Origin of the sequence: Cryobacterium suzukii (genome assembly GCF_004403185.1) — a bacterium.
Taxonomy (GTDB): domain Bacteria; phylum Actinomycetota; class Actinomycetes; order Actinomycetales; family Microbacteriaceae; genus Cryobacterium; species Cryobacterium suzukii.
In genome coordinates this window covers 343,279-365,384 of record NZ_SOHJ01000002.1, presented here as the reverse complement: position 1 = coordinate 365,384, position 22,106 = coordinate 343,279, and the positions used below count along the sequence as shown (strand labels likewise).

General features: G+C 63.7%; 22 protein-coding genes, 1 tRNA gene and 1 pseudogene. 3 read left to right on the top strand and 21 right to left on the bottom strand.

Annotated elements, in window-relative coordinates; translation table 11 throughout:
- Positions 1-93: 93 nt before the first annotated feature.
- Together E3T39_RS02435 and E3T39_RS16655 are read left to right on the top strand one after the other, a co-directional pair.
- Positions 94-1,335 (top strand): annotated as a pseudogene (locus tag E3T39_RS02435) (DUF222 domain-containing protein); the annotation flags it as partial.
- A gap of 37 nt (positions 1,336-1,372) precedes the next feature.
- Positions 1,373-1,699 carry an HNH endonuclease signature motif containing protein gene (locus E3T39_RS16655; RefSeq protein ID WP_420898132.1) on the top strand — a complete coding sequence of 109 codons (327 nt, stop codon included), beginning with the start codon at positions 1,373-1,375 and terminating at the stop codon, positions 1,697-1,699.
- 211 nt (positions 1,700-1,910) lie between these two features.
- Here E3T39_RS16655 and E3T39_RS02425 read toward each other — a convergent pair whose 3' ends face one another.
- The 19 genes from E3T39_RS02425 to rplU all read right to left on the bottom strand — a co-directional run bounded on the left by E3T39_RS02425 (position 1,911) and on the right by rplU (position 19,327).
- A complete protein-coding gene (locus E3T39_RS02425) occupies positions 1,911-2,648 on the bottom strand; it encodes an enoyl-CoA hydratase/isomerase family protein (protein ID WP_134513145.1) in 738 nt (245 codons plus the stop codon).
- Positions 2,645-3,172, bottom strand: coding sequence for a hypothetical protein (locus E3T39_RS16070; RefSeq protein ID WP_166784014.1), 528 nt, complete (start codon positions 3,170-3,172; stop codon positions 2,645-2,647). The genes E3T39_RS02425 and E3T39_RS16070 overlap by 4 nt, the downstream gene beginning before the upstream one ends.
- 69 nt (positions 3,173-3,241) lie before the next feature.
- Positions 3,242-4,996 carry a malto-oligosyltrehalose trehalohydrolase gene (gene treZ, locus E3T39_RS02415; RefSeq protein WP_134513143.1) on the bottom strand — a complete coding sequence of 585 codons (1,755 nt, stop codon included), beginning with the start codon at positions 4,994-4,996 and terminating at the stop codon, positions 3,242-3,244.
- On the bottom strand, positions 4,993-7,389 hold the full coding sequence (gene treY, locus E3T39_RS02410) for a malto-oligosyltrehalose synthase (RefSeq protein WP_134513142.1): 2,397 nt from the start codon (positions 7,387-7,389) through the stop codon (positions 4,993-4,995). The genes treZ and treY overlap by 4 nt, the downstream gene beginning before the upstream one ends.
- 10 nt (positions 7,390-7,399) lie before the next feature.
- Positions 7,400-9,586, bottom strand: coding sequence for a glycogen debranching protein GlgX (gene glgX / locus E3T39_RS02405; RefSeq protein ID WP_134513141.1), 2,187 nt, complete (start codon positions 9,584-9,586; stop codon positions 7,400-7,402).
- 164 nt (positions 9,587-9,750) lie between these two features.
- Positions 9,751-10,092, bottom strand: a complete 342-nt coding sequence (locus E3T39_RS02400; protein WP_134513140.1) for a TIGR02611 family protein — start codon at positions 10,090-10,092, stop codon at positions 9,751-9,753.
- 97 nt (positions 10,093-10,189) lie between these two features.
- Entirely contained in the window at positions 10,190-10,591 is a 402-nt protein-coding gene (locus E3T39_RS02395) for a YchJ family protein (RefSeq protein WP_134513139.1), read from the bottom strand.
- Between the two features lie 19 nt (positions 10,592-10,610).
- The gene (locus tag E3T39_RS02390) at positions 10,611-10,952 is read right to left on the bottom strand and encodes a histone-like nucleoid-structuring protein Lsr2 (RefSeq protein ID WP_134513138.1); all 342 of its coding nucleotides are present in this window, start codon (positions 10,950-10,952) and stop codon (positions 10,611-10,613) included.
- Between the two features lie 189 nt (positions 10,953-11,141).
- A tRNA-Ala gene (locus E3T39_RS02385) sits at positions 11,142-11,217 on the bottom strand.
- A gap of 73 nt (positions 11,218-11,290) precedes the next feature.
- The gene (gene rsfS / locus E3T39_RS02380; RefSeq protein WP_134513137.1) at positions 11,291-11,692 is read right to left on the bottom strand and encodes a ribosome silencing factor; all 402 of its coding nucleotides are present in this window, start codon (positions 11,690-11,692) and stop codon (positions 11,291-11,293) included.
- 124 nt (positions 11,693-11,816) lie between these two features.
- Positions 11,817-12,890, bottom strand: coding sequence for a hypothetical protein (locus tag E3T39_RS02375; RefSeq protein ID WP_134513136.1), 1,074 nt, complete (start codon positions 12,888-12,890; stop codon positions 11,817-11,819).
- The gene (gene nadD, locus E3T39_RS02370; RefSeq protein WP_105036604.1) at positions 12,887-13,480 is read right to left on the bottom strand and encodes a nicotinate-nucleotide adenylyltransferase; all 594 of its coding nucleotides are present in this window, start codon (positions 13,478-13,480) and stop codon (positions 12,887-12,889) included. The genes E3T39_RS02375 and nadD overlap by 4 nt, the downstream gene beginning before the upstream one ends.
- 15 nt (positions 13,481-13,495) lie before the next feature.
- Positions 13,496-13,711 carry a hypothetical protein gene (locus E3T39_RS02365; protein WP_134513135.1) on the bottom strand — a complete coding sequence of 72 codons (216 nt, stop codon included), beginning with the start codon at positions 13,709-13,711 and terminating at the stop codon, positions 13,496-13,498.
- 118 nt (positions 13,712-13,829) lie between these two features.
- Entirely contained in the window at positions 13,830-15,098 is a 1,269-nt protein-coding gene (locus E3T39_RS02360) for a glutamate-5-semialdehyde dehydrogenase (protein ID WP_134513134.1), read from the bottom strand.
- A 46-nt stretch (positions 15,099-15,144) separates the two neighbouring features.
- Positions 15,145-15,951, bottom strand: coding sequence for a glutamate 5-kinase (gene proB, locus E3T39_RS02355; protein ID WP_134513133.1), 807 nt, complete (start codon positions 15,949-15,951; stop codon positions 15,145-15,147).
- 187 nt (positions 15,952-16,138) lie between these two features.
- A complete protein-coding gene (gene proB, locus E3T39_RS02350) occupies positions 16,139-16,945 on the bottom strand; it encodes a glutamate 5-kinase (RefSeq protein ID WP_134513132.1) in 807 nt (268 codons plus the stop codon).
- Positions 16,942-18,582 carry a GTPase ObgE gene (gene obgE, locus E3T39_RS02345; protein ID WP_134513131.1) on the bottom strand — a complete coding sequence of 547 codons (1,641 nt, stop codon included), beginning with the start codon at positions 18,580-18,582 and terminating at the stop codon, positions 16,942-16,944. The genes proB (E3T39_RS02350) and obgE overlap by 4 nt, the downstream gene beginning before the upstream one ends.
- A 160-nt stretch (positions 18,583-18,742) precedes the next feature.
- Entirely contained in the window at positions 18,743-19,000 is a 258-nt protein-coding gene (rpmA, locus tag E3T39_RS02340) for a 50S ribosomal protein L27 (RefSeq protein WP_134513130.1), read from the bottom strand.
- 18 nt (positions 19,001-19,018) lie between these two features.
- A complete protein-coding gene (rplU, locus tag E3T39_RS02335; protein ID WP_104081810.1) occupies positions 19,019-19,327 on the bottom strand; it encodes a 50S ribosomal protein L21 in 309 nt (102 codons plus the stop codon).
- A gap of 264 nt (positions 19,328-19,591) precedes the next feature.
- Between rplU and E3T39_RS02330 the strand changes: the two genes are divergently transcribed.
- A complete protein-coding gene (locus E3T39_RS02330) occupies positions 19,592-19,864 on the top strand; it encodes a DUF4031 domain-containing protein (protein WP_134513129.1) in 273 nt (90 codons plus the stop codon).
- A 7-nt stretch (positions 19,865-19,871) separates the two neighbouring features.
- On the opposite strand, the gene E3T39_RS02325 is transcribed toward E3T39_RS02330, so the two are convergent.
- Positions 19,872-21,359: a hypothetical protein gene (locus E3T39_RS02325; protein ID WP_134513128.1), complete on the bottom strand. Its 1,488-nt coding sequence runs from the start codon at positions 21,357-21,359 to the stop codon at positions 19,872-19,874.
- Positions 21,349-22,062 (bottom strand): TIGR03943 family putative permease subunit, encoded by a 714-nt coding sequence (locus E3T39_RS02320; RefSeq protein WP_241979461.1) that lies wholly within the window; start codon positions 22,060-22,062, stop codon positions 21,349-21,351. The genes E3T39_RS02325 and E3T39_RS02320 overlap by 11 nt, the downstream gene beginning before the upstream one ends.
- Between the last annotated feature and the right edge of the window lie 44 nt (positions 22,063-22,106).

Below are 22,106 nucleotides of genomic sequence, written 5' to 3'. Positions count from 1 at the left end.
AAAATTCTGAATTCAAGTAAGCATAATGCTGAGATTATCTCGCTCTTAGGGGCGATTTGGGCTATAATTGTGGGTGAAGGAGGCACCGACGCCATGACCCTCACCGCCCCGCCCGCCGCAGCCGGCTCGATGCCGGAACCCGAGGGTTCCCGGGTTGCGGCAGTTGCTCAGGCTGGTGCGATTTTGGCTTCGGCGTTCGACGGGGTGCGGTTTGGCCAGCTCGATGACAGCGAAGCTGTCGCCGTGCTGGCGGCGTTGGAAGAGCTGGGTCGCCGGGTTGATGGTGCAAGACTACGAGCCACCACCGACATCGGCGTTCGTGCCGAAACCGACCTGGGCAGCGGGTCGCTCGCCTACAGAAACGGATGTCGCAACCGGGTCGAATTCATCACCCAGCTCGCCGGTATCTCCGGCCGCGAAGCCAAACGCCGTTTGAAACTCGGCGAGACCGTCGTGGAACGCACGCCGATGGGCCTGCCGGTGCCAGCCCGATACTCGGTCATTGCCGACGGCCTTCTCAGCGGGGAGCTCGGGGTGGAATCGGCGGAGATCATCGCCACCACCCTGACCGCGCTGCACGGGAAAGTCCTGCAGGACGACCTCGACCATGTTGAACGTGCCCTGGTCGCCACCGCCACCGGAGCGATCACCCCGGAAACTTCCGGGCTGCCCGGGGCAGGCATCCGCTTCGCACCCGATGTACTGCGCGCCCAAGCCCTGGAATGGCAAGCCCGGCTCGACCCCGATGGCACCGCCCCCAATGACGACGTGACGGAGGCCACAAGCACGTTGACGTTCGGTCTGCTGCGCAACGGGCTCTATCCGTTGCGCGCTGACGTCACTCCCGAGCTGCGCGGCATCATGGACACCCTTTTCGACACCTACCTGTCCGCCAGGTCGCGCACCCCCGTGTTCGTGCCCACCGAATCCCTCGACGGCGGTACGGGCACCGACGGCGCCACGCTGGACGGCCTGGATGAAGCCGACGGCGACACCGAGCGTTTCAGCGCCGACCCGTTCACCGGGGACACCCGCTACGACGGCGACCGCCGCACCGCCGGCGAAAAACGCGCCGACATCCTCCGCTCCGTCTTCGAAGCTGCCGCCCGCGATCCGAAAACCCCGACCATGGGCGGCGCCGCGCCGACGGTGACGATCCACGTCAACGCCACCGACCTTGACCAGGGCCGCGGTGTCGGCTGGATCGACGGCATCGAAGCGCCCGTGTCGTTGCGCCGGGTGAAAGAAGCCATCTGCGCCGGCGGCGCCCAAAAAATCCTTGTCGGCACCAACGGCGACATCCTCTACCTCGGCGACACAATGCGCTGCTTCACCCCGAAGCAACGCNGACATCCTCTACCTCGGCGACACAATGCGCTGCTTCACCCCGAAGCAACGCGCCGCCATCAGTGCCCGCGACGAAGGCTGCATCATCCCCGGCTGCACCATCCCCGCCCGCTGGTGCGAAGTCCACCACATACAACCCCACCACCAGGGCGGACCAACCACCATCACCAATGGCACCCTGTTGTGCTGGTTCCACCACCACACCATCGACACCAGCGGATGGAACATCCGCGTGATCAACGGCCGACCCCAAATACGCGGGCCCGTCCTCTGGGACCCCACCCAAACCTGGCGCCCAGCCCACACCCACCGGGCCAACACCCCCAGCCCCGAACCACCCTGGCGCAACTGAAGCGTTCTTTTGCCGGTCGCCCAGGAGGCCATGTCTCACCGCGCACCAAACCTCGGCGACTACCAGACTCGGTGAAGCGCGGGGAGAAAATCATGGCTTCGAACGCGCCATTTGGCTACTAATCGTCTTGGCCGTCCCACTAGTTGGCGCGTTCATCTGGCTGTCCTGAGGCCAGGACTCCGTGGCACGACGCCCACGGAGCTGATCCGGATCAGCGCTTCCGACGGCTGAGGAATGCATCCATTCTGGTGAATTTTGCCTCGGACTCGAACAGGATCGACTGGGCGACGTTATCGACGAGCGGATGCGCGGCCCGCGGAGCGTGGAAGACCTCCTTGGCGAGTCTGGTCGCCAGCGGGTCCTGTGCGGCGATCCGGTCGGCCAGTGCATGAGCGGCGGCGATCAGGTCATCGGGGTCGTGTACCGCGGTGACCAGGTGCACTGCGAGGCATTCCGAAGCGCTCAGGATCCGTCCGGCCAGGATGATCTCCTTGGCCACCGGCTCGCCGACGAGCTCGGCCAGGCGCCACAACGCACCGGCGGCGGGCAGGATGCCGAGCGCGGTCTCTGGATTGCCGAGCCGGGCGCTCGTGGAGGCGATGCGAAAGTCGGCCGCGTAGGCGAGCTCGGCTCCGCCGCCGAGCGCCCAGCCGTCGATAGCGGCGATCACGGGCATCGGCAGCTTCGCGATACGCGAGAACAGTGCAGAATTAATACCGAGCAGCGCATCGTCGCGGCGACGTTCGCGCAGCTGGGAGATGTCAGCGCCCGAGGCGAAAACACCATTCGCGCCGCTGATAATGAGGATCCGCGGCTGCTGCTCGAGTTCGGCGCAGACGGCGTGCAGCTCGTCGATCATGGTCTGGTCGATGGCATTGCGCACGTCGGGCCGGTCGAGCCGAACGTGCACCCGGTCAGCGCGGTGTTCAATCGTGAGGGTGGTGGTCATTGTGGGACATCTCCATTGAGGTCGAAACTTTGGTCGCGGGTGGAATCGGGGTCAGTCGTGCCGGCGGGGAACACCCGCTTGTAGCTGCGGCCGTCTGGCAGGGTCACTGTACGGCTGATCAGGGTACCGCGACGCACCTGCAGGTAGATGGCCTGGGCACTCACCCCGCGTTCGGCCGCAGCCTCGGCGACGGACAGACCGGGGAGGTCGGTCGGTACGCTGCTCGGTCGTACGGATCGTTTGCGGCCAGCTTCCAGGCGGGCGCTGATCTCATCGTCGGTGCCGCCCCAGCGCCATTTGGCCGCCGGAGGCTTGAGCCCTGTGGCATCGGCGACCTGCTCCCACGACGTGTCTGCGGCGAGCGCAGCGCGAACCGCGACGAGCGTTGCCGGATCCTGGTCGAGGGCGGTCTGCAGCGAGCGGATGGCGCGCAGCCGGTCCAGGGGCGAGCCACCGGCATCCAGGTGCAGCGCTAAAAGCCGCTCGAGCGCGGCGGCCGTCGTCGGCGCTAAAAACGATTCCATGCGTGGTCCTCATCACATCCGCTGCAACTGTGTCAGCAGCCCCATCTTGTCAGACCCAACGAGACCAGCTCAGACCAACACAACGACGGAGTGCGGAGCCAGCTGCAGGGCATTGGGCAGCCGACCCTGCACGGCATCGGGACCGGTCGCGAAAGATAACACCACGTTGCCCCCGCCGGCCGGCACGCGTACCGACCGCGGAGCGAAGTTGATCAAAACCTTCGTGCTGCCGCGGTGCAGCCGCAACCAGCCCTCGGTAGCATCGAACTCCACGGCGAGCTGGTCGAATCGTGGATCCGTGACGTCGGGATGCGAACGGCGAAGCGCCGCCAGCTCACGATAGAACCCGAGCAGTCGAGCATGCTCGGTCTCGCTCGCCTCACCCCAGTTGAGTTTGGAACGCTCGAACGTGGCCGGGTCCTGCGGGTCGGGAACGACCTGCGGATCCCAGCCCATCCGGGCGAACTCGCTGATACGCCCGGTGGCCGTTGCTGCGCCGAGCTCGGGCTCGGGATGCGAGGTGAAGAACTGCCAGGGCGTTGTCGCGCCCCATTCCTCCCCCATGAACAGCATCGGCGTATACGGCCCGAGCAGGGTCAGCGCCGCCGCAATCGCGAGCTGACCGACATCCAGCTGGGCGCTGAGGCGGTCGCCGATGGCCCGATTGCCGATCTGGTCGTGATTCTGGGAAGCGACGACCAGCCGCCAGGTGGGCATCCGTTCGCGGTCGATACGGCGGCCGTGGGTGCGTTCGCGAAAACTCGAGTACGTGCCGTCGTGAAAAAATCCGTGGGTGATCACCTTGGCGAGGGCATCAAGCCGCTCGAAGTCGGCGTAATACCCGGCGGTTTCCCCGGTGAGAGCCACGTGTACGGCATGGTGAAAGTCGTCGCTCCACTGGGCGTCCAGGCCGTAGCCGTGCGCCTCTCGCGGCGTGATGAGGCGTGGATCGTTGAGGTCGGATTCGGCGATCAGGGTGAGCGGACGCCCGATCTTGGCGCTGAGCGCGCCGACTTCGACGGCGAGTTGCTCGAGCAGGTGGGTCGCGCTCGTATCGCGTAGCGCGTGGACAGCGTCGAGCCTCAGGCCGTCGACGTGGTAATCGCCGAGCCACATCAGGGCATTGTCCAGAATGTAGCGGCGCACCGGGTCGGAGTTTGGCCCGTCGAGGTTGAGCGAGGAACCCCAGGTGTTTCCCGCAGCCTCGCTCAGATATGGACCGAACCTGGGCAGATAGTTGCCGCTCGGACCGAGGTGGTTGTAAACGACGTCCTGAATCACGCCGATGCCATGCCGGTGGCAGGCGTCGACGAAACTCTGATAGGCGGCCGGGCCGCCGTAGCCCTCGTGCACGGCGTACCAGAGCACGCCGTCGTAACCCCAGTTGTGCGTTCCGTTGAACGCGTTCACCGGTAACAGTTCGACGAAGTCGACACCGATCGATTTCAGATGATCGAGCCGGCTCGCTGCCGCTTCGAACGTGCCCTCGGGGGTGAAGGTTCCCACGTGCAGCTCGTAGATGATGGCGCCGGCGAGCTGGCGGCCGGTCCAGTCGGCGTCCTGCCAGATATGGTCGGCGGGATCGAAGGTGCGTGACAGGGCGTGAACACCACCGGGCTGACGCCGCGCGCGCGGGTCTGCGAACGGCCCACTCCCGTCGACGATGAACCCATAATCGATTGCTCCTGCACCAACAGGGGGCACGGATGCCGGCAGCTCCCACCACCCATCAGCCCGCGCCGCCAGCTCGAGCCTGCGCGGCCCGAGTTGCAGCTGGACAGCGTGCGCGTCGGGTGCCCAGACGTCAAAGTTCTGATCGATCATGCGTGTCGTCCTGTGGGATTGGGGAGGGTGGGGTCGAACGGGGAACCTCGGTCATCGTCACCGGCGACCAGCAGAGCCACGGGGTAGCGAGCGAGAACGTCAGCGACGCGCAAACTCGGACCATAGAACCTCTCCTGGGTGAGCACGTCGATGTAGCTGCGGCCGGCTACCGCAATGGTCGTGTCGCCCCAGCCCCCGGCGCGGTGCAGCCCGATCGGCAGCCGGGTCGCCAGCGTGATCGCTCCCCCGCGATCGAAGGCCACGACGTGCCCGGCGGCCGCGCCGAAGGCGGGTATCGAGGCGTAGCGAGTAAAAAAGCTCGTCCGATCGCGGCGCAGCCGCAGGGCGCGGGAGGTGATTAGCAGCTTCGCGGCTGCGCTCGCGTCGATGGGAGGGAGCCACCCGCCGTCGACGCGGACCAGCAGTTCGCGTCGCAGCTCATAGTCGACCGGGCGGCGGTTGTCAGGGTCGACCAGCGACGTCTCCCACAGCTCACTGCCCTGATACACGTCGGGAACTCCCGGCATGGTCAGCTGCAACAGTTTGAGCGAGAGCGAATTGCTCCAGCCTGCCTGCTGCAATTCAGAGACCAGACCGGTGATGAGGTCGTGGGTCGGCCCGGGGCCGACAGCAGAGGTGACGAGCCCATCGAGTTTCGTCTCAAAATCGGCGTTCTGCTCCGTCCAGGTGGTCGAGGTACCGGCCTCGCGCGCCGCCTTGAGCGCGTAGGCGAGGAGACGCTCCCGGCTGGCTGGCCAGGCGCCGACGATCGCCTGCCAGAGCAGGTTCTCGAACGGCGCGTCATTAAGCGGATGGCGCGCCCGCAGTTGCTCGAGCAGGGCCTCCCAGCGGGCGGGCATCTCTGCGAGCACCGCGATGCGCGCACGCACATCTTCGCCGCGTTTCGTGTCGTGGGTTGACAGGGTTGTCATCGACTGCGGGAACCCGGCCTGGCGCGCTCGCTGCCGGTCGTGGAACTCGGTTACCGTGACCGCAAACTCATCGGGGTCAGCGCCGACCTCGTTGAGCGAGGTAAGCCGGCTGAACCGGTAGTAGGCCCGGTCTTCGACACCCTTGGCCATCACCATGCCCGACGTTTGTTGAAAGCGCACAGCAGCCGGATGCTCCCGTTCGCTCAGCAGCGGCAGCAGCCGGTGGATTTCGGCCTCGAGTTCGGGACGGTGGGCGATCGATCGATTCGCCGCCGTCTGCAGGTTGCCCTCGCCCAGGGGCAGGTAGGAACGATAGACCGGGAACCAGGCCAGAAGGTCGGCGAGAGCGTCGGCGGTACGCTCGCTACTCTGCTCGTCGCTCGGTACCAGGCGAGCCAGGCGCAGAACCTCCGAGCGCAGAATACCGTCGGCCACTGCGCGCTTGTTTCGATAGACCAGCTTCCCCCACCCGGCTGCGTCGTCACCCTGCAGCCGCAACTCCAGGGCGTCGAGATCGGCCTGGCCGGCCGGATCCACGAGAACCCGATCGACGTCGGTGAGGGCGTCATACCCGGTAGTACCGGCCGTAGCCCAGCTCGTGGGAAGTTGCTCTGGCCCCTCGAGAATTTTCTCGACCAGAACGTAAGCTCCGTTTGTGGCACGACGCAGCGCCTCAAGATAACCGGCCGGGTCGGCCAAGCCATCCGGGTGGTCGACCCGCAGTCCCTGCACCAGGCCCTCACGCACCCAGCGCACGATCTCACGGTGCGACTCCTCGAACACCCACGGCGTTTCGACGCGAATGCCGGCCAGACTGTTCACGGCGAAGAATCGACGATAGTTTAATTCGTCGTCGGCCCGCCGCCAGTTCACGAGCTCGTAGTTTTGCAGATCGTGCACACCGGCCGGGCTGGCACCAATATCGGCGGTTCCGGCGGCAATCGGAAAACGATGTGCGAAGTAGTGCAGTTCGCCGTCGACGATCTCCAGCTGGTCGAGCTGGCCGGGCCCGTCGCCCAGCACAGGAATGCGAATTCGACCCTGGCCAAACGCCCAGTCCACATCGAAAGCCTCGGCGTAACGCGACCGCTGGCCATTTTGGAGCAGATCCCACCACCACGAATTCTGCCGCGGCGTCGCTACACCCATGTGGTTCGGCACGATGTCCACGAGCACACCCTGTCCCGACTGGTGGGCGGCTGTCGCGAACCGGTCCAGGGCATCCGCCCCGCCTCTGGCCGGGTCGACGAGGGAATGATCGACGACGTCATACCCGTGATCCGATCCGGCCTCGGCTTGCAGCAACGGCGAGAGGTAGACCCAGTCGGCACCGAGATCGCGAATGTAGTCGACCGTTGCCGCGGCGGCATCAAGGTCGAAGGCTGCGCTGATCTGCAGTCGATAGGTCGAGCGCGGCACGGGTACCGGCTCCGTTGCCGCAATACCTGATTTGTCGGTCATCAGCCCCGCCTCAGCTGTGGCCGGGCAGTGTGATGAGGCCGGTGGCACCGGCCAGTGACGCTGCAACGGAGTGATCCGGCACAACTTCGGGTTCGTGATAGGCGCGCAGCACCACGAGGGAACGACCGGCCACGGTCTGAATCGCTCCGGCCGGACGGGGGATGGAATCGGCGCCCGCGCCGGCGGTGTCGACCACGATCTCCCAGGCCGGAGCATACTCGTCGGGCGGCAGCGTGAACTCCACGTCTTCGGCGTCGGCGTTGAACAAGAGCAGAAAGTTGTCGTCGGTGACGTCCTGGCCACGCACGTCGCGCTCGCGGATTCCGTTGCCGTTGAGAAATTTGGCGACCGTGCGGGCCAGGCTTTCGTCCCAGTCTTGTGACGCCATCGGTTCACCGTCGGTGTTGAGCCAGACGATATCGGGTAGCGATTCGCCCGCTACCCGCTTACCGGGTCGACCGTCGAAGAATCTGCTGCGCCGAAAAGTCGGGTGTTCACGGCGCAGGCGGGAGACGGCCGCCGTGAATTCGATCAACGGTAGATCGGCCTCGTCCCAGTGGACCCAGGTCAGCTCGGAATCCTGCGCGTAGGTGTTGTTGTTGCCGAGCTGCGTACGGCCCAGCTCGTCGCCGTGCAGCAGCATCGGTACTCCCTGCGACAAAAGCAGCGTCGCGATGAAGTTGCGCGTCTGCCGGGCGCGCAACCCACGAATTTTGGGATCACCACTGGGGCCCTCAACACCAGAGTTCCACGAGCGGTTGTGCGACTCGCCATCTTTGCTGTCTTCGCCGTTGGCATCGTTGTGTTTCTCGTTGTACGAGACGAGATCGGCGATGGTGAAACCGTCGTGCGCGGTGACGAAGTTGATCGAGGCCATCGGGCGCCGCCCGGAGTGTTCGTAGAGGTCGGCGGATCCGGCTACGCGGGAGGCGAATTCGCCGAGAGTGGAGGGCTCACCGCGCCAAAAATCGCGCACGGTGTCGCGGTACTTACCGTTCCATTCGGACCATTGGGAGGGAAAGTTTCCCACCTGGTAGCCGCCGGGACCGACATCCCACGGTTCGGCGATGAGCTTGACCTGCGACACGATCGGGTCTTGTTGCACAAGTTCGAAGAAGGTGGAGAGCTTGTCTACGTCGTAGAGGTCACGGGCCAGGGCAGACGCCAGGTCGAACCGAAATCCGTCGACGTGCATCTCAATCACCCAGTAGCGCAGTGAGTCCATGATGAGCTGAAGAACGTGCGGGTGCCGCACGTTCAGGGTGTTGCCGGTGCCGGTGTAGTCCATGTAGTAGCGCTTGTCGTCGTCCATCAGACGGTAGTAGGCCTCATTGTCGATGCCCTTGAACGACAGGGTCGGCCCCATATGGTTGCCCTCGGCGGTGTGGTTGTACACCACGTCGAGAATAACCTCGATGCCGGCGGCGTGGAGGCTGCGCACCATGCCCTTGAATTCCTGCACCTGCTGACCGAGGTCGCCGGTCGAGGAATACGCGTTGTGCGGCGCGAAGAACCCGATCGTGTTGTAGCCCCAGTAGTTGTTCAGGCCCTGCTCAACCAGGGTTCCGTCGTTCACGAACTGGTGCACCGGCATCAGTTCGATGGCGGTCACGCCGAGCTTTTGCAGGTGGTCGATGACCGACGGATGCGCTAACCCTGCGTAGGTCCCGCGCTGCGTTTCCGGCACTGATTGTTGCAGCTTGGTGACGCCTTTGACGTGTGCCTCGTAGATGAAGGACTCACTGTAGGGCGTGCGCAGAGACCGGTCACCGGTCCAGTCGAAAAATGGGTTGATGACGACGCCGAGCATCATGTGTGAGGCGGAATCTTCGTCATTCGGTGAGTCGGGGTCATCGAAATCGTAGGAGAACAACGAGGGATCCCAGTCGATGGCCTCGGTGGTGGCCTTGGCATATGGATCGAGCAGCAGCTTGCTCGGGTTGGCCCGATTACCGGCCACGGGGTTATACGTGCCGTGCACCCGATAGCCGTAACGCTGGCCCGGCTGCACGAGCGGCAGATAACAGTGCCAAATGTAAGCGGATGATTCGCGCACCTCCACGCGCGTCTCGCCTCCGTCTTCGTCGATAAGACACAGCTCAACGCGTTGGGCGGCTTCGCTGAACAGGGCGAAGTTGGTACCGCTCCCGTCAAACGTCGCGCCGAGGGGGTAGGCGGTTCCGGGCCAGGTTTCCATGAGACTCCTCGGGATGAAGATGGGACACGGTCAATGCAAGAGCAGCGACGAGGACGCGCGAAGGCAGGTAACCGCATCGCGCTTGCAGATTACGCTACAGGCATCCGCCGACATATCCGCCTTTCCAGCGCCCGCCCCGGCCTCAGCCGAGTTGCTCGTTGCGGTTAGGAGGAACTGGCCACCCGGCGATCACGCCGCACTCGCCACCAAGCCCAGATCCGCGTGACAATGCGCTTGAGGACGGCTCCAAGCCGACGCGCCGACGCGAATTCCGTTCCGAGCACGGCGAGGCCCAAAAAGACGATGAGCCACCCAGGTCCCGGCAAGGGAATCAGAATGATGCCGATCGAGACAATCATCGTGCCGAGCAGTCCGACGCCGAGGCGATAGGCGAACAGCAGATACGGGTGCCCGTCGACCCACGCGCGAGCTCGTCGCAGTGCCCGCCGCACCGGATGCCGCGGGTCACTGCCGCTGGCTATATCGAGGGAGAGATGCTCTGACATTTACCCAACCTAAGCCACGTTTCTGGGAAGCGTCCGCCGGATAGCCCCGTCGGTGACCCCTGTGTTGGAATTCGACGCGCGCCATTGCCGGGCTGGGCTATTTCGACGCCAGCCCCTCTGGCGCAGCCTCGAGGTAATACCATTGGCGGTCGACCTTGAGAAAGCGACTGACTTCATTTTGCTGTCGCGCTATGCCGTCTTCACGATAGTGCGCTGTGAATTCTACGATGCCTTCTCTATCGAGTAACCCGCCGCGTTCTGTACGCACAATATCGAGCCGCCGCCACGTTATCTCCGGGTCAAGTTCGAGTGATTCAGGCCTGGTGAGCTGATGCCACGTTTTAAGTAAATACTGCGCGTCGCCGAAGTAGAAGGCGCTATACCGTGAACGCATGAGCCATTCGGCCGTTGGCGGTAAGGCAGCACCACTGTGAAAGCGACCGCAGCAGTCAGAATAGGTGTCGCCGCTCAGGCAGGGACACCGCTGATGCTGAGTGATGGCCGGTGTTCAGACTCTGCTAAACCTGCGCCTTGGCGTAAGCCTCACGAACGGTGCCGGCGATGCGCCCACGGTCGGATACGTGTGTGCCGTTGGCGGCGGCCCAGGCACGGATGGCCTGCAGCTCGGCCCGGTCTGAACCGGCCGAACTGGCACCGCGCGACTTGGCGGGCACGTAGCCAACGCGCCGTGAAACATTTGTGTATGGCTTAATTGCAGCTCGGAATTCAGCGAGATTCTCTGTCGACAGATCGATCTCGTAAGAGTCACCCTCAAAGGCAAAGGAAACGGTTGCACCGGAGCCATTCTCGATAACGGTGCCGTCAAGATCGTCCAGCAGCTGAACCGTGGTCTTCTTCATTCTAAGATTCTCCAATACGGTGTCGAATACATTCGGGATGGATACATTCGTTTGTGGCACTAACCACTAACGAATTATGGTCGCCCGACCCGCATTCCGATACCCGCCACGCGGTATTTTTTTGCATTCACGACCGTTACACTGCCGACACAAAAAAATAGCCCCGACAATGTCGGAGCTATTTCGTATTGGTGGATCCGAGGGGATTCGAACCCCTGACCCCCTGCATGCCATGCAGGTGCGCTACCAGCTGCGCCACGGACCCAGATTGCTGTTTCGAATTGCTCCGAAACAACTTTGTTAGCTTACAACACAGATTGGGATCTGCGAAACCGAAGCTACTCCGCGACCTCTTCGGCGGCGTCTTCCACCGTCAGTTTGGAGGGAATCCCGGTAGGAATCACCGGGCAGTCTTTCCACAGGCGCTCCAAGGAGTAATACTGGCGTTCTTCCTCGTGGAAGACGTGCACAACCAGGTCGCCGAAGTCAACCAGCACCCAGCGACCAGCAGCACGTCCCTCACGCCGAAGCGGCTTGTAGCCGGCCTCGATCAGTTTGTCTTCGATCTCACCGGCAATCGCAACCACGTTGCGCTCTGATCGGCCAGTGACGATGAAAAAGATATCGGCCAGAGGGAGCGGATTCGAGACATCGAGGGCAACGAGGTCTTCTCCTCCCTTGGAGTCGGCGGCGGCGACGGCGATTGCGAGCAACTCGAGGGCGTGAGGTGAAGTGGTCATGAATGAATCCTTGAGATTGTGCAGCGAGGCGTGAATGCCATCGCTGCGATGATAGACGGAACGAAAGAAGGCGAGCAGCAGGGGCTCACAATGCGGGCGGGACGAGGCTGGACGATTCGATCCACTAGAAAATACCCAATAGATAACCCGTCACGAAAAGCGCCAAAACGCTCACCGCCAAAGCGGCCGTCGCGATAACGAGAATCATCGGAAGCGAGGCACGCTGTTTCTTGGGCGGGGCCAGCATGCCCCGCGTCGAGGCATGCGTACTCACAGCGCGACTCGCACTGACCGGGGCAGAGTCCCCGCCGAGCTGATCGGCGTCGATCTGGTCCATCATGTGGTCTATCTCCGACGAATCGAACAGATTCGGATGCGCGCCAGTCGAGCCAAGACTCCGCGGCAAGTCGAATGACCCGGTGATCATGATCTCCCCGGTATTGGAGATGGGATTCACGCTGCTGACCTGGTGCGGGATCGACGGCAATATGAGCGCGTTCGTGGTGGTGGGAATCCCGCCGGCACCGATACCGCGGTTGATCAGTTCGTCGAGCGACTGGTCGCGCTGCGGCGCTTCGACGCTTCGAGCATCCTCATCGACCGACCAGTGCCCGATCGGCGGTATCCACCCGGTGGTGTCGCTGATGGTCGAGTCTGCTGCCTCGATCGGCGCCGTGACGATCGGTTCGGCATACATGTGCTCGGGTTCGACCTGGTCAACGGCGACCGGTGTGGCAGGCTCGGGCTCGATCAGCTCGGCTTCGATCAGCTCGGCTTCAACCGGCTCGGCTTCAACCGGCTCGGCTTCAGGGAGTTCCGCGTCGACCTCTATGCCAGGGGAAGCCGGGGAACCGCCGGTAGCGAGGGCCTGCTCTTCCTCACGCGCGTGCAGTGCACGCAACTCCCGACGGCTCAGCGTGTGCGGTGCCGAAATTGAATCAGACGGCTCGACTGGACTTGGAAGTATGGCCTCCCGGGCCTCGTCCAGCTCGGAAGTTGTGTGATGCCGATTCGTTCGACGGGATGTCGAAGACTGCGCTGAGGCGGCAAAGGATGCGGGGCGAAGCGCGGCCGGCGCCAGTTTCGGAACGTCGAGAGTCGGGATTGCGTTGTCCACCGCGGCGGCCTCGTCGCCCTGCTCGCGGGCAAGTTCGCGCGCTTGACGTCGGCTGAGCGGCTGAGGGTCTCCCAACGTCATGCCACACTCCGATACAGATGATGCTTTGAGATGTACTGGACAACCCCGTCGGGGACCAGATACCAGACGGGGAATCCCCGATTGACCCGCGCCCGGCAGTCAGTGGACGAAATAGCCAGTGCCGGAACTTCCAACAAGCTTACGTCTTGGTTCGGTAATCCTGAAACGCTGAGTTCATGCCCCGGGCGACTCACAGCGACGAAGTGCGCCAGCTGCCAGAGTTCGCGCACGTCTTTCCAGCCGAGAATCTGGGTGATGGCATCCGCTCCGGTAATGAAGAACAATTCGGCGTCCGGACGCTCTTCATGCAGGTCACGCAGCGTGTCTATCGTGTATGTCGGCCCGACCCGGTCGATGTCGACACGGCTCACCGTGAACCGTGGATTGGAGGCGGTTGCGATTACGGTCATCAGATATCGATGTTCGCCTCGGGTGACGCCGCTCTTCTGCCATGGCTGCCCGGTCGGCACGAAGATCACCTCGTCGAGGTCAAAACTCTGTGCTACTTCGCTGGCGGCGACGAGGTGCCCATGGTGAATGGGGTCGAACGTTCCGCCCATCACGCCGATGCGCGGACGACGAACTGTCACGTTGAACTCAGGCTTCTAGTGGCCACCGGTGCCGGAGGTGCCCACATGTCCGCCGTGCGCAGCGGCGTATGCATTGGCCTTGCCACTGTGGCGGTTGGCTACATCACGAAAGCTCCACAGCACGACGCCGAGCGCCAGGAACAACACGGCCGCGACCATCGGGTAGACGACGAGCGGCAACGGCAGGGCGATGTGCTCGACCTCGGTCAGCACGGCACTCAGAAAAGACATTGGTTCTCCATTCACGGGCCACACCTGTTAAGCGCGGCTTGAGGTGACTGCGACGGGTCGCAGGCCTGACGACTCACGCCGTCGCCCCATTCTAGCTGGACCCCGGCATCTTCTGGACCTAGGCACGCACCTGTCCGGTGCCGCGCACGATCCACTTTGTGCTGGTCAGCTCGGGCAAACCCATCGGCCCCCTGGCGTGCAGCTTTTGGGTGGAGATTCCCACCTCGGCGCCGAACCCAAACTCGCCGCCGTCGGTGAACCGGGTCGAGGTGTTGACCATGACCGCGGCCGAATCGACCTCATTCAGAAAACGTTCCGCGTTCTGCAGATCGTTGGTGATGATCGACTCGGTATGCCCAGTGGAATAACGGCGAATGTGGGCGATGGCCTCGTCGAGTGAGTCGACGATTGCTACGGAGATGTCGAGACTCATGTACTCGGTGCCCCAGTCTTCGTCGGTTGCCGGGACCGCGGCCGGATAGATCGATCGAGTGCGGGCATCCGCGTGGATGGTGACACCGGATGCCGCGAGCTTGGCCAACACGGAGGGAAGCAGTCGTTCAGCGGCGCTTCGGTGCACCAGGAGGGTTTCGAGGGCATTGCACACGCTCGGACGGTGCGTCTTGGAATTGTGCACGATATCGATCGCCCATTGCTTGGTCGCTGTCTCATCAAGAAAGACGTGCACGACGCCGGCTCCGGTCTCAATGACTGGCACCTGGGACTGCGCCACCACGGTCTGAATGAGGTTAGCGCTGCCACGGGGAATGAGTACGTCGACGTAGCCGCGAGCCTTCATAAGTTCGGTGGCGCCGGCCCTGCCGAAGGGATCGATGGTCTGCACCGAATCGGGGTTGAGCCCGGCCTCGGTGATCGCCGCCTGCACCAAGCCGATGAGCACCCGGTTGCTGTTCTCGGCAGCGGAACCGCCGCGGAGCACGACGGCGTTGCCGCTCTTCAACGCGAGGGCAGCGAGGTCGACCGTGACGTTGGGCCGCGCTTCGTAAATGACTCCGATAACGCCGAAGGGAACGCGCACCTGGCTGATTTTGATGCCATTGGGCAGGCTGCTGCCGCGCACGATCTGTCCGACCGGGTCGGTGAGTAGCGCGATCTGGTCGACGGAATCCGCGAGAGCCAGTATTCGGGGCTCATCGAGCTTCAGTCGGTCCAGCAGGCCGTCACGGAGACCGTTGGTTTCGCCGGCGGCGAGGTCGGTTTGGTTAGCGGTGACGATCTGTGCGACATGGTCACGCAGCGACTGCGCAATCAATTTGAGGGCTTCGTTCTTGATCTCGGTCGGCGCTGAAGCGAGCGATAACGAGGCTGCTCGAGCGGCCTCCAGGGTGGGCGTGAGCTGGGCTACATCGTTCAGAGACTGCAACATGCACCCCAGTTTACCGGAGGCGAACCCGGGAGACCATTCTCGACTCTCAGGAAATACGCAGTGCTGACGGCGCCGCTGAGGGTTCGAACCAGGTTCCCACCGGTTCCCCGCGCAGGGCCTCGGCCACCAGCCCGGTCGCCGTGACCAGCACTGCAGTTCCGGCTTGGGCGGCGATGCGCGCTGCCGTCACCTTGGTACTGGCTCCCCCGGTACCGACTCCGTTGACGGCCGTGGCGCCGAATTCCATGCCGACCAGGGGGTCACCGAACGCAACGTGGCTGATGCGCGCTGCCCCGGGCAGGTCCGGCGGGCAGGTGTAGAGGGCATCCACGTCGCTGAGGAGCACGAGCAGATCTGCGCCGATCAGGGTGGCAACGAGCGCGGCCAGTCGATCGTTGTCGCCAAATCGAATCTCGTGGGTGGCAACCGTGTCATTTTCGTTGACGATCGGAAGAATACGCAACGCCATCAGGCGGTCCATGGCGCGCTGAGCATTGCCGCGGTGGGTGGCGTTGTCAAGGTCACTCGCGGTGAGCAGCACCTGGCCGGCCACAATGTCGTATCGGTCGAGGCTGTCCTGGTACCGAAAAATCAAGAGGTTCTGACCAACGGATGCCGCCGCCTGCTGGGTAGCCAGGTCGGTTGGCCGTTCCTGCAGCTGCAGATACGGCATTCCGATCGCGATAGCACCGGATGACACCAGAACCACCTCGGTACCCCGAGCATGGGCTTCGGCCAACGCGTCGACGAGTGGCGCAATCTGACCGGAGTTTTCGCCGCTGATCGACGAAGAGCCCACCTTGACAACGATGCGCGATGCTGATTGAACGACGTGCTGCGACTGCGCCCTCATCGACTCGCGAGCCCCAAGATTTTAACACTCACAACGCGCAACCCCACAGACAACTAAACCTCCGGCGAGAATAAGGGCCGCGCCGTGCGTGGCTTTGGCAGTTTACCGAATGCAGCGAAGGCTTTTCACCGCCACGAGCCAGGTGGTGACGCCCGAAGAGTACCTCAGTGCGCATTCCCAAACTTCACTAGAGCAGCGCTCGGCGCTCTTCACTCGCTCTTGGTTCGAACCAGGTGCCGACGTGCTCGCCCCGGAGGGCTGCGCCAGCCAGCTCCGTCGACGTCACCAAAACAGCGGTGCCGGCCTCGGTTGCCAGACGGGCTGCCACGACCTTGGTACTCGCTCCCCCTGTGCCGACACCGGTTGCTCCACTCGAGCTGAATTCGAAACCATCGAGCGGGTCATCCGCGGCAATAAAGTCGAGCTTCTCCGCCCCCGGCAGGTGCGGGGGCTTGGTGTACAGCGCATCGACGTCGCTGAGCATGATCAGCAGGTCCGCACGGATGAGGGTTGCTACCAGCGCAGCGAGGCGGTCGTTGCTTCCAAACCGCAAACCGTAGACGGCGACAGTGTCGTTCTCGTTGACGACGGGCAGAATGCGCAGGTCGAGCAGGCGTTCGAGCGCGCGCCGCGTGTTGCTGCGGTGCGGCTCCTTGAGGGCGTCGCCCTCGGTCAGCAGCACCGTGCCGGCCGCGATGCCGTAGCGGTCCAGACTTTCCTGGTAGCGAAAAATCAATACGTTCTGCCCGACGGCGGCGGCTGCCTGCTGCGTGGCGACATCGCTGGGTCGCTCTTCGAGGTTCAGGAACGGCATTCCGGTGGCGACGGCACCCGAAGATATCAGTACCACCTCGGTTCCACGACCGTATGCCTCGGCCAGGGCGTCTACGAGGGGCGTGATCTGGTCGGAATTCTCGCCGCTGATCGACGAGGACCCAACTTTCACAACGACGCGTTTCGCGCCTGCTACGTTTTCTCTGGCTAAGCCACTCACTTCTGATCTGCCTCCGCCGTGTCGCTGTCGACCTCGGTCTCGTCTTCGTCCGCCGGCGAGGTGTCGGAGGAAGCAACTGCCCCATCGGTCGTCAACTCCACGTCGGCGAGGCGCACGTCTTCGTTGTATTCCTCTTCGCCGGTCTGCCACATGCCGGCTTCGCGCTCACGGATCAGCTCGGCGCGGGCCGAGGACTTGGCGTCCATCCGACCGAAGTATTCCTCGCGGCGTTCATTGCTCGTACGGCGCTTGGGCTCGTCGAGACGGGAATCGGTGCCGCGCGGAGCGGTGATGAGCTCGGCGGTCGAGGTCAGCGTCGGCTCCCAGTCGAAGACGACACCGTGGCCAGGGCCGATGATGACGGTCGAACCGGCGATGGCACCCGACTTGTAGAGCTCGTTCTCGATGCCGAGTTTGGCGAGCCGGTCGGCGAGGAAGCCGACGGCTTCATCGTTGGTGAAGTCGGTTTGTTGAATCCAGCGTTCCGGCTTGGTACCGAGGATGCGGTAAATGTTGCCGAAGGTGCCACCCTCGACCTTAATAACGAAGCCACCCTCGTCGACGGCCTTGGGACGGATGATGATGCGCGGCTTCTTCGCCTCGGCTGCGGCGGCCTCGGCACGGCCCTGTTCCACGACCTCGGCGAGAGCGTAGTTGAGTTGTTTAAGCCCCTCGTGAGTGACGCTGGAGATCTCGAACACGCGGTAACCGCGCGCTTCGAGGTCGGCTTTGACGAAGGACGCCAGTTCCCGGCCTTCCGGCACGTCGATCTTGTTCAGGGCGATGAGTTGCGAGCGCTGCAGCAGCGGCTTCTGGCCCTCTGGCACCGGGTAAGCGTCGAGTTCGCCGAGGATGACGTCGAGGTCGCTGATCGGATCACGGCCGGGCTCGAGCGTGGCACAGTCCAGCACGTGCAGCAGGGCGGTGCAGCGTTCAACGTGCCGCAAAAACTCGAGGCCGAGGCCCTTGCCTTCGCTCGCTCCCTCGATGAGGCCCGGTACGTCGGCGATGGTGTAGCGCGATTCGCCCGACTCGACGACGCCGAGGTTGGGGTGCAGCGTGGTGAACGGGTAGTCGGCGATCTTCGGCCGAGCCGCGCTCATGGCGGCGATGAGGCTGGACTTGCCAGCCGAGGGATAACCGACCAGGGCGACATCCGCTACGGTCTTGAGCTCGAGATAGACGTCGCCTTCCCAGCCGAGCGTGCCGAGCAGTGCGAAGCCGGGGGCCTTGCGCTTGGTCGAAGCGAGGGCAGCGTTACCGAGCCCGCCCTGGCCGCCGGGCGCAACGATGAGGCGCAGGCCGGGTTCGTTCATATCGAGGAGCTGGTTGCCCTCAACGTCTTTGACGACCGTGCCGATGGGCACCATGAGCTCGCGCATGTCCCCGTTGTGACCATTGCGGTGGTCCCCCATACCTGGTCCACCGTTGTCGGAGCTGCGGTGCGGCGAACGGTGGTAACCGAGCAGGGTGGTCGTACTCGGATCGGCGACGAGCACGAGGTCTCCGCCGCCGCCGCCGTTACCGCCATCGGGGCCGGCTAGGGGTTTGAACTTCTCGCGCTTGACCGAAACGCATCCGTTTCCTCCATTGCCCGCTCGTAAATGCAGCGTCACGTGGTCAACGAATGTGGCCATGGAGTGCCCCTTTCAGGTGGCGCAAGAAATGCTTCAAAACACGGTGCTATGAAACTAGTGCGGTAGAACTGGTTGATGCACAAATCTGTCACGGACAAACACGTCAGGGCGGACCGAAGCCCGCCCTGACGCTGTGCTAAAAAGTGCTGTGCTGTGGAACCTACGCGGTTGCGACCACGATGTTGATGACCTTGCGGCCACCCTTGGCGCCGAACTGCACGGAGCCGGCCTCAAGGGCGAAGAGCGTGTCGTCTCCGCCACGGCCGACGTTGATACCGGGGTGGAAGTGCGTGCCGCGCTGACGAACGATGATCTCGCCCGCGCCGACAACCTGACCTCCGAAGCGCTTTACGCCGAGGCGCTGGGCGTTCGAGTCACGACCGTTGCGAGTGGAACTCGCACCTTTTTTGTGTGCCATCTGTCTATCTCCTCAGGCCTAGGCGATGCCGGTAACCTGAACGCGAGTGAGCTCCTGACGGTGCCCCTGACGCTTCTTGTACCCGGTCTTGTTCTTGAACTTCTGGATGACGATCTTCGGACCGCGAAGGTTGTTCAAAACCTCGGCGGTGACCTTGATCTTGGCCAGCGACGTAGAGTCAGAGGTGATCTTGTCGCCGTCGACGAGAAGCACGGCGGCCAGCTCGACGTTGCCGTCCTTGTCAGCCTTGATTCGGTCCATCGTCACGATGGTACCGACCTCTACCTTCTCCTGCCGCCCTCCGGCGCGCACAACTGCGTAAACCACTTTACGTACCAATCTCTGGGGAGCCCAAGGCTCCGATTTGCGGAAACTCGCTGCTCTAACTTGACTGCTGTATTCACTGCAGTACACGAACCGGCTGGCCCAGCGCACTCAGGAAACCTCGGTATTGGCGTTTATATAACTAACGCACACCAAGGGTTGACTTTACCTGATCCGCTACCCGTGGTCAAACCAATGGTGCGGCGTGTCTAATCCACGATGTCTGAACCACGGTGTCTGAACCAGTGCGGCTCGTAGACTTCGATCATGGCAATACTTATCGACCAGCCTAGCTGGCCGGCGCACGGAACAGTGTGGGCACACCTCGTGAGCGACACGGATCTTGAAGAATTGCACGCATTCGCGGCCGCAGCCGGTATTCCGCGGCGTGGTTTCGACCGTGACCACTACGACGTCCCTGAGGCTCGCTACGCCGACCTGGTCGCCGCAGGGGCGCTCCCGGTGAGTTTTCGCGAGATGATCGTGCGGCTGCGCTCCAGTGGGCTGCGTGTGACTGCCCGGGAGCGGCGAGGACTGTAGCGCTCGGCTACTGCCAGGTGGCGTCGAAGCCCAGCACGCTGCGGCGCACGGCGCCGGTGGCCACGTTCACGAACAGGGTCGTCGCATCCGTTGCCTGAGCATTGACCGGATATCCGTCGGAGAGCTCGGTGTCACGGTTCGGCACGATCTGCACCGCCAGGAACTGGTCGTTCGGCGAGAGCTCGAAACCGACGATGGTTTCATCAGCGGATGCCGGTGAATAGACGGTGCGCGCCTCACCACCCTGCACCAGCGAGAGATATTGTCTGACCGAGCCGGTGGCGGCGTCGAACTCGGCGACCCGCTGCACATAACCGTCGGATTCGGAGCCGACTCCCCCGGCGCGAAAGCGTAGCTCGGCCGTGTACTGGGTAGTACCGGCCACGCTCTGCGGCACGATGGGCGACTCTGTGCCCTGCGAGAGGTCGAGCACGTACTGGCCGTCGCGGTCAGAGACGGCGATGCGTACCCCGTCGGGTGCGAACGCGGTGAGGTTGGCGAATTGCCCCAACGGAACCGGTATGGCGAATTCGGGTTCGTTTTCGAGTGGGTTGCCACCTGACTGGTTTTGCGGATTGATCAGCAGCAAGGTCGAGTCGTATTGCTGCGCGATGATGTCAGCGCGACCGTGCATGAAACCCCAGGTCGTGACACTCAGCGGGTCGCCTTCGAGGCCTGTGACGGCCCTGGCGACATTGGTGCGTAGGTCGAGCACGAACAGCACGTTCTCGTAGTGCGGGCCGGCGGCATCCGCTGCGCTGGTAAAACGAAAACCGAGCAGGGACGCACCGGGTGCCGCCTGCAGGTCGTACACGAGGCCGACGCCGGGCAGGTTGAGGACTTCGGCGGTGCCGTCGGCGTCGACGCGGTAGAGCGCGTTGGCCAGATCGGGGTTGACGGTGACCACGGCGAGTTCGCTGCCCATCGGCACGAATTGCTGGATGTTCGCGGATTGGAAGACCACGTCGGTGTCGGTCGAACCGGTCGTGGTGCGCAGGATGCGGTCGGTGCCGCGCATTCCTGCTTCGGCGGCCGGCTGCGCACGACTGAGGTAGTAGAGCGGCGGTTCGCTCGTGCTGAATTCCGCGCTGAGCGTTCCTTTGCGGTCGACAGCCGTGCCGGTGGTCCCCCGCACGGAGACCTCGTAGTCGGTGTTGTAAGCGAGTGGCTGGGGAAAGGAGATCACGACGGAATTCGCGCTCGTTGTCACCTGGAAGGCTGTGGCCGGCTCGATCCTGACCTGCTCGGGCGCGACCAAGGCCAATTGACGGTTCGTCGCGAGCACCAGGCGTGCGTTTGGCGTCGAGACCACGGCAGTCGTATCGACGTCGACGTCGATGAGCCGGGGGCCGGTCAGCAGGTTGACGGCGACGAGGGCGAGGCAGGCCGCGACCAGGCCGCCCACGAGCATCCAGAGGGTGCGGCGGAATGGCCGCATCGACCGTGGCCGGAGCGGTTGGCCGGTGAGCAGATCCGTCGTGAGCTCAGTAGACATAGGGGTCCTTCGGCTGGTCAACGGGAAGGATCTCGACCGGGGTGATCGCGAGCGGGTCGCTCGCCGCCGCACTCACGCTCGGCTCGAACCGGCCGGTGACCTGTACCCAGTCATCGATCTCGTACTCGGCCTGCCAGCCCGGAAGGTAGACCGGAACACCGATCGGCTGGGCGTCGACGGCGCAGCAGGTGACGACGAATCGGGCCACGTAGAACACGTTCTCGGGATCCTGGGCATCGGGCGTTACGAATCCGGTGACCTGCGCGGTCTTGTCGGCGTAGAACCCGGGATCGGAGGACTGCGCGAGCAGGGAGACCCATTCCCGCACGCTGAGCTGCTCGAAGTCGCCGGTGCCGATGAGCGCAGCGGCCTGGTCGGTGTCGTCCTCGGTGCCGAGCCCGCCGGAGTTCACCTCGCGCTGGGTCGCGGTGGCGCTGGTCAGGGTGGTCGGCGGAACGACGACCATGGCGACACCCATGATCACCAGGAGCACGACTCCGACCCCGGTGAGCGTTGTTGCGATGCGGCCGGTGCGTTCGACCTCGAAACCGCGGCGACGGGCGAACCCGGCACCGACCAGCACGAGCCCAATGACAGCCATGGCGATCGTGAAGACGAAGTAGCGGGGGTGAATGTAGAGGCCAAGCTGGCCGCTCAGGGCCAGCCACAGCGTCGCGACGACCACCACGAGGCTGAGCAGCACGCCCTGCCACCGCTCAGCCCAATACCTTAGGGCCCCTGACAACT

What these genes read in the sequence shown, in the direction of transcription:
- E3T39_RS16655 (WP_420898132.1), top strand. Translation starts at nt 1,373, where the DNA reads ATGCGCTGCTTCACCCCGAAGCAACGCGCCGCCATCAGTGCCCGCGAC.
- E3T39_RS02425 (WP_134513145.1), bottom strand. Translation starts at nt 2,648, where the DNA reads ATGACCACCACCCTCACGATTGAACACCGCGCTGACCGGGTGCACGTT.
- E3T39_RS16070 (WP_166784014.1), bottom strand. Translation starts at nt 3,172, where the DNA reads ATGGAATCGTTTTTAGCGCCGACGACGGCCGCCGCGCTCGAGCGGCTT.
- treZ (WP_134513143.1), bottom strand. Translation starts at nt 4,996, where the DNA reads ATGATCGATCAGAACTTTGACGTCTGGGCACCCGACGCGCACGCTGTC.
- treY (WP_134513142.1), bottom strand. Translation starts at nt 7,389, where the DNA reads ATGACCGACAAATCAGGTATTGCGGCAACGGAGCCGGTACCCGTGCCG.
- glgX (WP_134513141.1), bottom strand. Translation starts at nt 9,586, where the DNA reads ATGGAAACCTGGCCCGGAACCGCCTACCCCCTCGGCGCGACGTTTGAC.
- E3T39_RS02400 (WP_134513140.1), bottom strand. Translation starts at nt 10,092, where the DNA reads ATGTCAGAGCATCTCTCCCTCGATATAGCCAGCGGCAGTGACCCGCGG.
- E3T39_RS02390 (WP_134513138.1), bottom strand. Translation starts at nt 10,952, where the DNA reads ATGAAGAAGACCACGGTTCAGCTGCTGGACGATCTTGACGGCACCGTT.
- rsfS (WP_134513137.1), bottom strand. Translation starts at nt 11,692, where the DNA reads ATGACCACTTCACCTCACGCCCTCGAGTTGCTCGCAATCGCCGTCGCC.
- E3T39_RS02375 (WP_134513136.1), bottom strand. Translation starts at nt 12,890, where the DNA reads ATGACGTTGGGAGACCCTCAGCCGCTCAGCCGACGTCAAGCGCGCGAA.
- E3T39_RS02365 (WP_134513135.1), bottom strand. Translation starts at nt 13,711, where the DNA reads ATGTCTTTTCTGAGTGCCGTGCTGACCGAGGTCGAGCACATCGCCCTG.
- E3T39_RS02360 (WP_134513134.1), bottom strand. Translation starts at nt 15,098, where the DNA reads ATGTTGCAGTCTCTGAACGATGTAGCCCAGCTCACGCCCACCCTGGAG.
- proB (WP_134513133.1), bottom strand. Translation starts at nt 15,951, where the DNA reads ATGAGGGCGCAGTCGCAGCACGTCGTTCAATCAGCATCGCGCATCGTT.
- obgE (WP_134513131.1), bottom strand. Translation starts at nt 18,582, where the DNA reads ATGGCCACATTCGTTGACCACGTGACGCTGCATTTACGAGCGGGCAAT.
- rpmA (WP_134513130.1), bottom strand. Translation starts at nt 19,000, where the DNA reads ATGGCACACAAAAAAGGTGCGAGTTCCACTCGCAACGGTCGTGACTCG.
- E3T39_RS02330 (WP_134513129.1), top strand. Translation starts at nt 19,592, where the DNA reads ATGGCAATACTTATCGACCAGCCTAGCTGGCCGGCGCACGGAACAGTG.
- E3T39_RS02325 (WP_134513128.1), bottom strand. Translation starts at nt 21,359, where the DNA reads ATGTCTACTGAGCTCACGACGGATCTGCTCACCGGCCAACCGCTCCGG.